At 71.0% G+C, this 12,577-nt stretch carries 9 protein-coding genes; 4 read left to right on the top strand and 5 right to left on the bottom strand.

Annotation, left to right across the window (positions count from 1 at the left end; genetic code table 11):
- Window positions 1-20 precede the first annotated feature (20 nt).
- The 4 genes from AS97_RS31205 to AS97_RS31190 form a co-directional block, all read right to left on the bottom strand.
- On the bottom strand, window positions 21-662 hold the full coding sequence (locus tag AS97_RS31205; RefSeq protein ID WP_210566058.1) for a peptidoglycan recognition family protein: 642 nt from the start codon (window positions 660-662) through the stop codon (window positions 21-23).
- Window positions 663-1,122: 460 nt separating this feature from the next.
- Window positions 1,123-1,626, bottom strand: coding sequence for an ATP-binding protein (locus AS97_RS31200; RefSeq protein ID WP_059144092.1), 504 nt, complete (start codon window positions 1,624-1,626; stop codon window positions 1,123-1,125).
- A 276-nt stretch (window positions 1,627-1,902) separates the two neighbouring features.
- Complete coding sequence (locus tag AS97_RS31195) at window positions 1,903-2,670, bottom strand: enoyl-CoA hydratase-related protein (RefSeq protein ID WP_059144091.1); 768 nt, start codon at window positions 2,668-2,670, stop codon at window positions 1,903-1,905.
- Between the two features lie 140 nt (window positions 2,671-2,810).
- On the bottom strand, window positions 2,811-4,037 hold the full coding sequence (locus tag AS97_RS31190; RefSeq protein ID WP_079059363.1) for an Ig-like domain-containing protein: 1,227 nt from the start codon (window positions 4,035-4,037) through the stop codon (window positions 2,811-2,813).
- A gap of 345 nt (window positions 4,038-4,382) precedes the next feature.
- On the opposite strand from AS97_RS31190, the gene glgX reads away from it, so the two are divergent.
- The 3 genes from glgX to AS97_RS31175 are packed head-to-tail and all read left to right on the top strand — an operon-like array spanning window position 4,383 to window position 10,499.
- Window positions 4,383-6,710: a glycogen debranching protein GlgX gene (gene glgX / locus AS97_RS31185; RefSeq protein WP_210566057.1), complete on the top strand. Its 2,328-nt coding sequence runs from the start codon at window positions 4,383-4,385 to the stop codon at window positions 6,708-6,710.
- A gap of 34 nt (window positions 6,711-6,744) precedes the next feature.
- Entirely contained in the window at window positions 6,745-8,631 is a 1,887-nt protein-coding gene (locus AS97_RS31180) for an ABC transporter ATP-binding protein (RefSeq protein ID WP_210566056.1), read from the top strand.
- The gene (locus AS97_RS31175; protein WP_125760098.1) at window positions 8,628-10,499 is read left to right on the top strand and encodes an ABC transporter ATP-binding protein; all 1,872 of its coding nucleotides are present in this window, start codon (window positions 8,628-8,630) and stop codon (window positions 10,497-10,499) included. The genes AS97_RS31180 and AS97_RS31175 overlap by 4 nt, the downstream gene beginning before the upstream one ends.
- Before the next feature lie 231 nt (window positions 10,500-10,730).
- Here the strand turns inward: AS97_RS31175 and AS97_RS31170 are convergent, their stop codons facing one another.
- Window positions 10,731-11,321, bottom strand: coding sequence for a TetR/AcrR family transcriptional regulator (locus tag AS97_RS31170; RefSeq protein WP_125760099.1), 591 nt, complete (start codon window positions 11,319-11,321; stop codon window positions 10,731-10,733).
- A 304-nt stretch (window positions 11,322-11,625) separates the two neighbouring features.
- On the opposite strand from AS97_RS31170, the gene AS97_RS31165 reads away from it, so the two are divergent.
- The gene (locus AS97_RS31165) at window positions 11,626-12,564 is read left to right on the top strand and encodes an alpha/beta hydrolase (protein ID WP_086708089.1); all 939 of its coding nucleotides are present in this window, start codon (window positions 11,626-11,628) and stop codon (window positions 12,562-12,564) included.
- Window positions 12,565-12,577: the final 13 nt, after the last annotated feature.

The raw sequence follows: 12,577 nt of genomic DNA, 5'->3' as shown, positions 1-12,577 counted from the left end.
CGACAGGTTCGCCAGGTTCGCTACCTTCGCCAGGTTCGCGGCGCGGAGGCTTTGTTGACCAGGGACATATAGCGGTCCCAGTCCCACAGCGGGCCGGGGTCGGTGTGGTCGGCTCCGGGGACCTCCACATGGCCGATGATGTGGTCACGGGTCTTGGGGATGCCGAAGCGGTCGCAGACGGCCGAGGCCAGGGCGGCGGACGAGGCGTACATCTCGTCCGTGAACCACTTGGGGTCGTCCACCCAGCCCTCGTGCTCGATGCCGATGCTGCGGTTGTTGTAGTCCTTGTTGCCGGCGTGCCAGGCGACGTCCTTCTCCCGGACGAACTGCCCGATGTAGCCGTCGGCCGAGGCGACCATGTAGTGCGTGGAGACCTGCTTGGCCGGGTCCTGGAAGATCTTCATCGCGTCCGGGAAGGTCTCCTGCGTCACATGGATGACGATGAAGTCGATCGGATACGAGGTCGGGCGGCTGGAGACGCGGTAGTTGGAGGAGGAGGCCGGGATCCAGTGGGTGGGGGGATAGGCGGCCGCGCGGCGGCGACGTCTGTCGTCGGCGTGGGCGGCGGTGGCGGTAGCGGTGAGTCCGGTGGCGGCGGTGGCGAGATAGGCGCCCGAGCGGAGCAGGGCGCGCCGGGTGGAGGTGCGGCCGTGCGCTTCCATGGGGGATCTCCCGAATGGCGTAGCCGGGACAAGGGGGGGGTGAAACGTGGGGGGTGTGACGCGCGTAGCGCTGTTCCATGGTGAGTGCTGGGCAGGGCCATGCCAAGAACCGACGGGCAAAGAAAGATTTCGTGTCACGGTCTGGACCACTGGAGATTCACCAGAAAGAGGTCGACAACAAAGGAAAATTGCGCCCCTACCCGCCATTAGCAAGGCAAGTGTTACAGCTCACCTTGGATTGGCTTGGAAGTGATCTACCGCCTCTGCGATAGTCGGGGCCGCGACCCCATTGACCCGAGCGAGGTCGTTCCCCCGAATGCCATGACGAACACCCCTTTCGCGCCATGGCCGGGGACGAAAAGAGGTCCCCGTGTCGTCGGCATACGACACACGGGGACCCTTTTCACACGCTGTGCGCCTTACACGCTCGGCGCCGCGGTCCGCACCGGCGCTCGTCCGGTCAGTTTTCGGCCACGCGCATCTCGAACCAGGTCGTCTTGCCGCACGGCAGCAGATCGACCCCCCACCGCTGGGAGAGCTGGTCGACCAGCGTCAGCCCGCGCCCGCTGGTGTCGAGCTCCCCCACCGGCAGCAGGCACGGCAGCCCCCGGGAGGGGTCACGGACCTCGACCCGGATCCAGCCGCGCCGCCGCAGCATCCGCAGCCCGAAGGTACGGGCGCCGGTATGCCGTACGGCGTTGCCCACCAGCTCGGAGACGAGCAGCACGGTGTGCTCGGCGAGCTGAAGACCCAGCCCCCAGTCGCGTGCCACCACGAATTCGGCCAGCCGGCGGGCGGTCGCCGCGGACTCGGGACGGGAGGGCAGCCGCACCTCCTCGGCCGCGGGGTTTCCAAAGAGGTCAAGCGCCCTGCGGGCCCGCTCGTCCTCGACGGACGGCACCCCCCGCACCGCAGCTGTACCAGTGCGCTGCTGCGGCTGCTCCGTTCCCTCCAAGCCCGCCATGCCCCCCATCATGGCCGCCCAAAAGGTCATCCGGGGCGGAACCGTGGGATCCCGAACACCGGAGCCCCAGGCTCCACAAACCCGATCCGACATATGCCAACGGCAGTTGGGGCACCACAACACCCCGGCTGACCAGCGATGCCACCGCGCGTACGCGTGATCACCCAGCGTACCGGAACGGGTCGTCCGAGGGCCGCCGTTGGCGAAGAAAATTCGCTCGCACGGGGCATACCCGGCTCCGTGACCCGGGCCGAGACGATCGGAACCGGCCGGATGTCAGCGGAACGTGGCCTTACCCGGCCCGTCCTCTACAAAGCTGCGCATCCCGATCTCCCGGTCCTCGGTGGCGAACAGCCCGGCGAACCAGGTCCGCTCGATGGCGAGACCGCTGTCGAGATCCGTCTCCAGCCCCCGGTCCACCGACTCCTTGGCCGCGCGCAGCGCGATCGCCGGGCCCCGGGCCAGCCGCGCCGCCCAGGCGTGGGCCTGCTCGTAGACCTCCTCGGCCGGTACGACCCGGTCCACCAGGCCGATGGTGAGCGCCTCGTCGGCCTTGACCTGACGGCCCGTGAAGATGAGGTCCTTGGCCTTGGCCGGCCCGACCAGCCGGGCCAGCCGCTGGGTGCCGCCCGCGCCCGGGATCAGGCCGAGCAGGATCTCGGGCTGGCCCAGCTTGGCGTTCTCCGCGGCGATCCGGAAGTCGGCGCACAGCGCCAGCTCGCAGCCGCCGCCGAGGGCGTAGCCGGTGACGGCGGCGACCACGGGCTTGGGGATCCGGGCCACGGCGGTGAAGGACTCCTGCAGATCACCGGAGCGGGCCACCATCGCGGCGTGGTCCATCTCCCGCATCTCCTTGATGTCCGCGCCGGCCGCGAACACCTTCTCGCCGCCCCAGATGACCACGGCGCGCACATCGTCGCGGTGGGTCACCTCGGCAGCGAGCTCCCGCAGCCGGTCCTGGGTGGCGGTGTCGAGCGCGTTCATCGGGGGGCGGTCAAGGCGGAAGGTGGCAACGCCGTCGGCAACCTCGAGATTCACAGTCATGAGCGCAGGTTAGCGCCCGCTAACACGGGAGCGGTGGGCCGGGGGCGGCGGGCCGGGGGCAGTGCCATGACGCGAGGACGCAGGGTCGCTCGGGAACCGGAGCCGGGGCACCAGGGCGGCGCCGCGGCTCCGGCGCGGGGTCATGCCTTCCACTTCTCCCAGGACATGTTCCAGCCGTTGAGCCCGTTGTCCGGCTGGACGGTCTCGTCATGCGAGTTCTTCACGATGACCACATCGCCGAGGATCGACTTGCGGAAGAACCAGGACGCCGGGGTGGAGGAGTCCCCGCCGCCGCGCTGGTCGAAGAGGCCCACACAGCCGTGGCTGACATTGGACGAGCCGAAGGTGGCCTGGCCCGCCCAGTAGTTGCCGTGGATGAAGGTGCCGGAGGTCGACAGGCGCATCGCATGCGGCACGTCCTTGATGTCGTACTCCCCGTCGAAGCCGACCGTGGCGCCGTCCATCCGCGTCACCGGATGCTTCTCGCTGATCACCATTTTGCCGTTGTAGGTCTCATGGCCGGGCGCGCCCGAGGTGATGGGGATGGTCCTGATGGTCTTGCCGTCCCGCTTGACCGTCATCTTCTTGGACTTGGCGTCGACGACCGAGATCTGGCTGCGGCCGATGGTGAACGTCACCGACTTCCGCTGCTCGCCGTACACCCCCGGCCTGCCCTCGACCCCGTCCAGATCCAGACTGAGCGTCACCTTGGTGCCGGGCTTCCAGTACTTCTCCGGGCGGAAGTCCAGCCGGTCGTTGCCGAACCAGTGGCTCGCCAGCGGCACCGACGGCGAGGCGCTGACCTTTATCCCCTTCTCCACGGCCGCCGGGTGGGTGATACCGCGGTTGAAGTGGAGCGAGACGGGCATGCCGACGCCGACCGTCGAGCCGTCCTCCGGGGTGTAGATGCCCACGAAGGTGTTCTTGGGGCGCAGGGTGGTGAAGGTCGCGTGCCGGGTCGTGGTCAGGCCGTCGGTGTCCTTGGCGACCGCGTCCACGGTGTAGGTGGTGTCCGAGCGGAGGTGGGCGGCGGGCAGCCAGCTCTTTCCGTCCTCGCCGACCTTCCCCTCGACCGCGGCGCCCTTGGCGTCCTTGACCTTGACCGAGGACAGGGTGCCCTTCGCCGAGGTGACCTTCAGCGCACCGCTGGTGTCCACGCCCTTCGCGCCGTCCTTGGGCGCGATCGTCACCACGGCCCGCGAGATCCTGGACCGGCCGTCACCCTTGCCGTCCTCGCCCTTCTTACCGTCGTCGGAGCTACCGCCTCCGCCACACGCGGCCACTGCCATGAGCAACGCCCCGAGCAGCAGCGCGAGAAGCCCCTTGCGGCCGCCACGCGCCGCCCTCGGTATCCACCGCACCGTCACCACAGCTCTCCCTCCCCCGGAGCCTCGCCCCCGCGGCAAGCCCGATCACGCGCAGGGCGCGCCTGGCGATAGGTAATCACACGCCACCGACAGTGGACTTCCCCTCGTTGGTCACGGTTCAGTCGCAGGCGGGAGCCGGTCACGGGACGATCGGCCCATGCCGGGCAGCGGTGGAGTGCGGGGAAACGTGCGAGTCGGCGCGATTGCGGGCAGAACAGGTGGGAGAGCGTGGGCCAGGGTCCGTGCGGTACGGGACACCGCGGGGCCCGCCGGTCCGCCATGAGGTGCTGCCCGCCTTCCCTCCCTCGGGGCGGGGGCGGTTGGCCACGAGCCGCGGAGGCCGATGTGTCCAGCGCAGCCGGGCAGGAGACACGCGACGGCGTCCCCGGACGCCCCTCGGCGACGACGGTGGGCCGTCTCGTCGGCCACCGCCCCACGGCGCTCGCCCCGCGGCCCGACCGGAGCACCGCCCCGGCGGCGGGCCCCGCCGTCCGGCCGGGCAGCCCGGAGCCGCTCGGCGCCCGCCCCTGCCGGGGGCCGGACGGGGTGTGGGGGACCAACTTCGCGCTGTGGGCGGGCGGTGCGGAGGCGGTCGACCTGTGTCTGTTCGACGACGACGGCCACGAGCTGCGCTGTCCGCTCACCGAGCTCACCCACGAGGTCTGGCACGGCTTCGTGCCCGGTGTGCTGCCCGGCCGGCGGTACGGCTACCGCGTGCACGGCCGCTGGGACCCCTGGACCGGCGCCCGCTGGAATCCGGCGAAGCTGCTGCTGGATCCGTACGCCCGCGCCGTGGACGGGGACTTCGCGCTGCCCGCGGAGGTCTACGGACATATGCGGGACTGGCCGCAGCAGCATGTGGCGGACACCGTCCGGGACGACCGCGACTCCGCCCCGTACGTCCCCAAGGGCGTGGTCGTCGGCGACGACACGGCGGACGGCGCGCCCGACGAGTGGACGCAGGACCGGCGGCCCAAGACGCCCTGGGCCGAGTCGGTGATCTACGAACTCCATGTGCGCGGCTTCACCATGCGCCACCCCGGGGTGCCGCCCGAACTGCGCGGCACCTACGCGGGACTGGCGCATCCGGCGGCCACCGAGCACCTGACCCGGCTGGGGGTCACGGCGGTCGAGCTGCTGCCGGTGCATCAGTTCGCCCATGAGGACCATCTGCTGCGGCGGGGCTTACGCAACTACTGGGGCTACAACTCGATCGGCTACTTCGCGCCACACGCCGGATACGCGGCCGACGGCACCCGGGGCCAGCAGGTCGGGGAGTTCCGGCGGATGGTGCGCGCCCTGCACGCCGCCGGGATCGAGGTGATCCTCGACGTCGTCTACAACCACACCGCCGAGGCCAATGAGCTGGGCCCCACCCTCTCGCTGCGCGGTGTCGACAACCGCGGCTACTACCGGCTGCAGCAGGACCCCCGCCGCTACGCCGACTTCACCGGCTGCGGCAACACCCTGCACGTCCTGCAACCGCAGGTGCTGCGGCTGATCACCGACTCGCTGCGCTACTGGGTCACCGAGATGGGGGTGGACGGCTTCCGCTTCGACCTGGCCAGCGCGCTCGCCCGCGCCGCGCACGGCGTGGACATGCTCTCGCCCTTCCTGGCCGTGATCGCGCAGGATCCCGTACTGCGCCGGGTGAAGCTGATCGCGGAGCCGTGGGACGTGGGCTCCGGCGGCTATCAGGTGGGCGCCTTCCCGCCGCTGTGGGCGGAGTGGAACGACCGATACCGCGACGCGGTGCGGGACTTCTGGCGCGGGGCACTGCCCGACGCCCGCGATCTGGGCTACCGGCTCTCGGGCTCCAGCGATCTGTACGCGTGGAGCGGCCGCCGCCCGTACGCCTCGGTCAACTTCATCACCGCGCACGACGGTTTCACCCTGCGCGATCTGGTCTCCTACGAGCGCAAGCACAACGAGGCCAACGGGGAGGGCAATCGCGACGGCACCCCCGACAACCGCGCCTGGAACTGCGGCGCCGAGGGCGAGACCGACGACCCGGAGATACGCGCGCTGCGCCGCCGCCAGCTGCGCAATCTGCTGGCCACCCTGCTGCTGTCCACCGGGGTGCCGATGCTGGTCGCGGGCGATGAGCTGGGCCGCACCCAGGGCGGCAACAACAACGCGTACTGCCAGGACAACGAGACCGGCTGGCTCGACTGGTCGCTGCTCGACGACCCCGGCTGGCGCGCCCTTACCGAGCTCACCGCCCGGCTGATACGGCTGCGCCGGGCCCATCCGGTGCTGCGCCGCCCGGCCTTCTTCTCCGGCCTGGCCCGGCCTCCGGAGGGGCTGCGCGATCTGGCGTGGTTCACCCCGCACGGCACCGAGATGACCGCATCCGACTGGTACGCGCCGACGACCGCCCTCGGGGCCTATCTGTCGGGCCGCGATCTGCCCCAGCGCGATCCGCACGGCGCCCCGGTCACGGACGACAGCTTCCTGGCCCTGCTGCACGCGGGCCCGCGGCCGCTCTCCTTCACCCTGCCCGGACCGCCCTGGGCCCGGGGGTACGAGCTCCTCCTGGACACCTCCCGTGAGGACCAGGAGGCGCCCCCGGGCACACGCCTGGCGGCGGGCGCCCCCATCGAGCTTCCAGCGCGCTCGGTCCTGCTGCTGCGCGCCCTCGACGCCACGGACCTACGCCAAAAAACCGAGTGAACGCTGTCGGTGGCGGACCGTAGTCTCCCCACTGATGGCTGTGACGAGTGAACCCAGCGCCCAGGAAGGCGGTGCCGCCCCGCGGCACCGCTCCGCCACGCGTTCGCTCCTGCGGCTGTGGCCCTATGTGCGCCCGGTGCGGGTGCGGCTGTTCGGCGCGGCCGGGGTGGCGGTCGTCGCCTCCTGTCTGGGCCTGGTCATCCCGCTCGTCCTCAAGTGGATGGTGGACGGGCCGGTGGCCCACCGGGACCCGGGCGGGGTCTGGCTGGGCGGTGCGCTGCTGCTGGCCCTGGGCACGGCCGAGGCCGGGCTCTTCGGGCTGCGGCGCTGGCTGGTGGGGCGGCCCCTGGCGTCCGTCGAGGCCGCGATGCGCGCCGATCTCTACCGCCACCTGCAGCGGCTGCCGGTCTCCTTCCACGACCGCTGGGCCTCCGGCCAGCTGCTGTCACGGGCCACGACCGATCTGATGCTGCTGCGGATGTTCCTGGCCTTCCCGCTCACCTTCCTGGTGGTCAACGGGGTCACCATCCTGGCCGGATTCGCCATCCTGCTGTCGCAGGAGTGGACGCTGGGCCTGGTCCTGGTGATTCCGGCGGTGCCGCTGGTGATCCTCTGCTCGCTGTTCGAGACGCGGTACGCGACGGTGGCCCGCACCGTGCAGGACCAGACCGGCGATCTGACGACGGTCGTCGAGGAGGGCGTGCTCGGCGTCCGTATCGTCAAGGGTTTCGGCCGCCACCGCAGCCAGGCCCGCGCCTTCCGCGTCCTGTCGGAGCGGGTCCGCTCCACCGAGCTCCACAAGGCGCGGCTGCTGGCCACGCTCTGGGCGCTGATCATGACCCTGCCGGAGCTGGCGATCGGCGCGGCGCTGGTGCTCGGCACGATGCGGGTGGCCGACGGGGATCTGTCGGCGGGCACGCTGGTCGCCTTCCTCTCCACCGCCCTGACGCTGCGCTGGCCCGTGGAGTCCCTGGGCTTCCTCCTCGCGATGAGCCAGGACGCGGCGACGGCCACCGACCGCTATTTCGACGTCATGGACGCGGAACCGGCCACCGCGGCCGACCGGCGGCTCGCAGGGTCGCCGCGGCGCGGCGAGGACGGCGAAGGCGGCCAGGACGGAGAGGACGGCGAAGGCGGCGAAGGCGGCGAGGGCGGCCAGGACCGCGAGGGCGGGCTCCGGTTCGAGGGCGTGGAGTTCGCCTACGCGGACGCGCCGCCGGAGGAGCCGCCCGTGCTGCGCGGGGTCGATCTCCACATCCGGCCCGGCGAGACCATGGCGCTGGTCGGGGCGACCGGATCCGGAAAGACCACCCTTACCGCTCTCGTCCCCCGGCTCCAGGAGATCACGCGCGGGCGGATCACCCTCGACGGCCGGGACATCACCGCCCTCCCCCGGGAGGAGCTGCGCTCCCTGGTGGCCGTCGCGTTCGAGGAGCCCACGCTGTTCTCCGCCACCGCCGGTGAGAACGTCCTCATGGGCGCCGGCGACGCGGGCCGGGAGGAGCTGCTGCGTGCCCTGAAGGTGGCGCAGGCCGATTTCGTGCACGCGCTGCCGCAGGGCACCGACACCGAGGTCGGCGAGCAGGGGCTCAGTCTGTCCGGCGGTCAGCGGCAGCGGCTCGCGCTGGCGCGGGCCGTCGTGGGCAGCCCGCGGTTCCTGGTGCTCGACGATCCGCTGTCCGCCCTCGATGTGCACACCGAGGCACTGGTGGAGGCGGCGCTGCGGCAGGTGCTGGCGGCCACGACCGCGCTGGTCGTCGCGCACCGGCCGTCCACCGTGCTGCTCGCCGACCGGGTCGCGCTGCTGTCGGAGGGCCGGATCACCGCCGTCGGCACCCATCAGCGGCTGCTGCGGGAGAGCGCGGAGTACCGGGCGCTGATGTCGGGTCAGGAACGCGAGGAGGGGGAGAGCGGACCATGACGACGGTCGAGGAGGAGCGGGAGAGCACGGACGACGAGGGCTGGGGCGAGGACGGGGACGAGGGCCGGGCGCCGTCGTCCGACCCGTTCGACCGCGATGTCCTGCCGGTGCCCAAGGGCGCGTCGCCGGCTCTGCTGCGTTCGCTGCTCTCGCCGCGTCGGCGGCGGGTCTGGCTGGCGGCCGTCCTGCTGCTGCTCCAGCAGGCCGCCGTCCAGGCGGGTCCGCTGCTCGTCGCGTACGCCATCGACCATGCCGTGCCCGCTCTCCGCGACGGCGCCCACGGCCCGCTGATCGCCGTCGGCACGGTCTATCTGGGCTGCGCGCTCGCCTCCGGAGCGCTGCAGTACGCGTTCATCCGCGCCTCCGCCCGGATCGGCCAGGACGTGCTGCTGGATCTGCGCGGCCGGATCTTCCGCCACGCCCAGGCGCTGAGCGTGGACTTCCACGAGCGCTACACCTCCGGCCGGCTGATCTCCCGCGCCACGACCGACGTCGAGTCGCTGCGCGAGCTGCTCAGCGAGGGGCTGGAGGAGCTGCTCGGAGTCGCGCTGTCGGTCGTCTACATCTCCGTCACGCTGCTCTATCTCGACTGGGGGCTGGGCGGGGCGGCCGTGCTCTCCTTCTGGCCGCTGTATCTGCTGATCCGCTCCTTCCAGCGGCGCTCCATGCGGGTGTACCGCAAGCGGTCGACGGCGATCGCGGCGGTGATCGTGACGTTCACCGAGACCATGAACGGCATCCGCCCCGTGCAGGCGTTCCGCCGCGAGCACGCCAACGACACGCGTTTCCGCGAGCTGAACCACCGCCATGAGCGCGCCAACGGGGACGCGATCCTGGAAATGGCCCGCTATGTGGTCAGCTCCCGGCTGGTCGCCAACGCGGCGGTGGCCGTCCTCGTGCTCTGGGGCGCCTACCGAGTGGCCTCCGGTTCGCTCGCGCTCGGGGTGCTGGCCGCGGCCGCGCTGTATCTGCGCAGGCTGTACGACCCGATCGACCGGCTGGGGATGTTCCTCAACTCCTACCAGTCGGCGGCCGCCTCGCTGGAGAAGATCGCGGGCCTGCTGGCCCAGCGCCCCTCCGTCCCCGAGCCCGCCGACCCCAAGCCGCTGCCGCCGCGCCCGACGAAGGCTCCCGGCCGGGAGGTGGTCTTCGACGGGGTGCGCTTCGCCTATCGCACCGGCGGCGAGGTGCTGCCCCGCTTCGACCTCACGCTGCCCGCCGGGCAGACCCTCGCGGTGGTCGGGGCGACCGGCGCGGGCAAGTCCACCCTCGCCAAGCTGCTGGCCCGTTTCTACGACCCCAGCGAAGGCCGGGTGCTGCTCGACGGGGTGGATCTGCGCGATCTGGCCATGCCCGAACTGCGGCGCGGTGTGGTCATGGTGACGCAGGAGGCGTTCCTGTTCTCCGGCACCATCGCCGAGAACATCGCCATCGGCCGCCCCGACGCCAGCCGCGCCGAGATCGAGCAGGCGGCCAAGGCGATCGGCGCACACGACTTCGTCGCCGCCCTGCCCGACGGCTACGACACGGATGTGCGCAAGCGCGGCGGCCGGATCTCGGCCGGCCAGCGCCAACTGGTCGCGTTCGCCCGCGCGCTGCTCGCCGACCCGTCGGTCCTCATCCTCGACGAGGCCACCTCCTCCCTCGACATCCCGGGCGAGCAGGCGGTGCAGCGCGCCATGGACACGGTGCTGCGCGGCCGTACGGCGGTCGTCATCGCCCATCGCCTGTCGACCGTCGAGACGGCCGACCGGGTGCTGGTCATGGCCGACGGCCGGATCGTCGAGGACGGCTCACCGGACCGTCTGATCGCGGGCGAGGGCCGGTTCGCGGCGCTGCATCAGGCGTGGCGGGACAGCCTGGTGTGACGAGCCGGGTCGCGGGTTCCGCGCGTCGATGGACAGCGCTGTGCATCGGCGACCGGCATCAGGAAGATCTCCTCTCAGGATCCGCAGAAGCCTCGCCGGTGGCACAGCCCGGCCTGGGAGCACGCCCCGGCCCTGAACGGACAGGCCGGCCTGGAAGCGCTGCGGTACGCACGCCGGATCGCGGCCAGGACAGAGGCTCGTCGAGTCCACGACGGAAACCGGTCCGCAGCGCTACTGGCGCCTGCGCGACGCCTGTGAGAGCGCGTCGACGGTTACCCCCACGATGGCCAGGAGCTGCGCCGGGCTCGCCCCAGCTCTGCTCATGACGGCGAGAGACTGGTTCACGGCGGCCACGTGTTCAGCGAAGGCATCGGCGTCCTGGTCGGTCAATCGGCCTGCCTTCAGTGCGGCGCGTAGGCGCAAGCGCTGGAAGCCCAGTGCCTCCTTCGCGCGAGCCGCGACGCTCTGACTCAGCACCGGAATCGCCATGGCCGACTGGGCGACCAGGCATCCGTCCGGCAGTTCGGGATCGGCGATGCGCGCGAGGGTGACATCGAAGAACGCACGAACGGCTGCAAGAGGCTCCGAGGCCGCACACGACAGGGCGGCGTCGTACTTGTCGCCATAGCGCGCGGCATAGCGATCCAAGCAACGCAGGAAGAGCGTGTCCTTGTCGCCGAGCGAGGAGTAGATGGAGCTGCGGTTCAGGCCGGTTGCCCGGGACAGATCGTCCACTGAGGTATCGGCGTAACCCGCGCGCCAGAACTGGATCATCGCGGCGTCAAGTGCCGTGTCCATGTCGAATTGCTTCTTGCCTGCCACGTGGCACTTCCTTGCCGGTCTGTCGATGTTCCGTGTCGCGTCGCACCACCCTATCTTGAACCATCCAGTTCAAGATGTGTTAGCGTCCAAACATGGCCATGGCCCGGCGCACCCCACAGCGCGACATTGTTCGTCCAGCCCGGGCTCGTCGCCCCTGTCCCGCTACCGGGCCTCACCGATCAGGCCGTCGGGCCCCGGACGTCCAGCAGCACGCCGGCAGCGCCCGGCAGCCGCACCGCGCTCGTGGACCCAACCCTCGGGCGAAGCACCGAACCAGGACACCCAACACCGACGGAGGATCCCCGTGACTGACCCCGCGACCAGCGCTCGGCACGTCCGCGAAAGTAACCCTGTCCCCGATCTGCCCCTGCACGACCTGGCGGGATTCACTCACCGCTGGGTTGACGCCGACGGCGTCCGCCTTCATGCCGTCGAAGGCGGCCGGCCGACCGGCCCGACCGTTGTCCTGCTCGCCGGATTCCCGCAAACCTGGTGGGCATGGCGAAAGGTCATGCCCAGCCTCGCCGGCCGGTTCCACGTCATCGCGATCGACCTGCCGGGCCAGGGCCACTCCGAGCGTCCGGAGCGCGGCTACGACACGCACACGGTCGCCGCGCACGTCCACGCCGCCGTGAAGGCTCTCGGAGTGTCGACTTACTGGCTGGTCGCCCACGACATCGGCGCCTGGGTCGCCTTCTCCCTCGCACTCACATTCGAAAGCCAACTGCGCGGGGTCGCTTTGCTCGACGCCGGAATTCCCGGCATCTCCCTCCCCGACGCGATTCCCACCGACCCGGATCGGGCGTGGAAAACCTGGCATTTCGCGTTCCACCTTGTGCCCGATCTGCCCGAGACGCTGCTTGCCGGCCGCGAACGGGACTACGTCGGCTGGTTCCTGAAAGTGAAGGCCCTCTCTCCCGACACATTCGAGGACGCCGAGCTCGACCACTACGCAGCGGCCGTCGCCGTCGACGGTGGCCTCCGCGCTTCCCTCGCCTACTATCGGGACGCCGCCGAGTCGGCGCGCAAGAACCACGCGGCGCTCGAGCGGCAGCACCTGACCGTGCCCATCCTCGGAATCTCCAGCAGTCACGGCTCCATCCCGGACATGGCGGCCTCCATCAGCCCATGGGCCGCCGACACCACCGGAGTCGTCGTGCCCGACGCTGGACACTTCATCCCCGATGAGCAGCCCGAAGCCGTCGCTGCCGCTGTAGCCGATTTCATCCTCGACGGCGACTGACACCGGTCAAACC

The organism is Streptomyces sp. AgN23, from assembly GCF_001598115.1.
GTDB lineage: Bacteria > Actinomycetota > Actinomycetes > Streptomycetales > Streptomycetaceae > Streptomyces > Streptomyces antimycoticus.
Note: the sequence above shows the minus strand (reverse complement) of the source record. Positions and strands in the feature narration are given on the sequence as shown.